The sequence below is a fragment of the Pseudomonas zhanjiangensis genome, assembly GCF_041027545.1.
In the GTDB taxonomy this organism is placed as follows: domain Bacteria; phylum Pseudomonadota; class Gammaproteobacteria; order Pseudomonadales; family Pseudomonadaceae; genus Aquipseudomonas; species Aquipseudomonas zhanjiangensis.
Map to the genome: position 1 here is coordinate 1 of NZ_JBFTEG010000051.1, position 1,108 is coordinate 1,108.

Here is a 1,108-nt window from a genome sequence, read left to right on the forward strand (position 1 = left end):
GTCGTGCGAACTACAGAGTGGCCAGGGCGGCAACGCCCAACACAGGCCGGATATACGAATGCAACCGCACTGACGACAGGGCTGGAAAAGCTATTGCTCACTGCTTGTGGGGAGAGTCCATATACCACTAGTTAGAAGCGGCTAAATGACCCACAGAATATCTTGCCCCTCAATAGAAATTTGCATGCATTCATACCCGCCGTTATCTGCCATGAGCTGCATTTCCATTCCATTTTCTAAACGCAAAATAATACTATTCTCTTGGAGCTGCCAGTCGACCATAGCAACGTTAAAGACTTTATAGAAGGCCGCGTCAGGCCATGTACCTTCTTCCCACTGTGCAATAGTTTCGCCGTGGGATTTGAGAATGACTTGCGACTGGATATTAAAATTAACCTTGCCGAAGCTGAATTGGATGTCGAATGGCCCAATGCGTAGCTGCGTTGTGCATTGGTCTATTGCTTCCGACAAGTCTAATTTTTTGGGTATTTGATACATAGTTTCTAACGTTTGGTTAAGGGGCGGGCTTTAGCCCGTCCCAGTGAGCGCAGCGAACGATTTGAACCACTAGTTAGGGGCCTGGTCACATTTTTTTGTTTTTAATGCTCTGGCTAGGAAGTAAATACCGCCAGCAAGACTTAGTTTTGAAATGCCACCAGTTATTCCAAGCACAACAGCGCCCGTTGCTGGCCATGGCTTGCCTAATTCAAAGTTTGTCTCTAAAAATATTTGCGCCAAAAAACCAAGCCCTAACGCGCCATTAAATGCAAATTGCATTATTAGTGAATAAGTGGCGTAGATGCCTATTAAAATTCCTGCTGTTTTATTTAGTGATACAAGAATTAGCAGCGCCAACCCAACCAAAAGCAGCCCCGCAGAGTAGTGGATTGCTATTTCGATATTTTGAAGAAGCAATGTAGGGCTCCTAACGTTTGGTTAAGGGGCGGGCTTTAGCCCGTCCCAGTGAGCGAAGCGAACGGTTTGAATGCTGTAATGGACTCTCCCCGCACCCCGGTTCTATACCGATAACGGTGTTGACTGTTCGCTGGGAGAGCGCTGATGAAACGCATAGCAGTTGATCTGGCCAAGTCCGTTTACCAGGTTGCCG

2 protein-coding genes are annotated in these 1,108 nt (G+C 47.0%); both read right to left on the reverse strand.

What is annotated here, in order from left to right; all coding sequences use genetic code 11:
• Positions 1–141: 141 nt before the first annotated feature.
• Positions 142–498 carry a hypothetical protein gene (locus AB5S05_RS22025; protein WP_369289635.1) on the reverse strand — a complete coding sequence of 119 codons (357 nt, stop codon included), beginning with the start codon at positions 496–498 and terminating at the stop codon, positions 142–144.
• 69 nt (positions 499–567) lie between these two features.
• On the reverse strand, positions 568–915 hold the full coding sequence (locus AB5S05_RS22030; protein WP_369289636.1) for a hypothetical protein: 348 nt from the start codon (positions 913–915) through the stop codon (positions 568–570).
• Positions 916–1,108: the final 193 nt, after the last annotated feature.

Coding starts and splice junctions, on each gene's coding strand:
- AB5S05_RS22025 (WP_369289635.1), bottom strand. CDS start 498: ATGTATCAAATACCCAAAAAATTAGACTTGTCGGAAGCAATAGACCAA.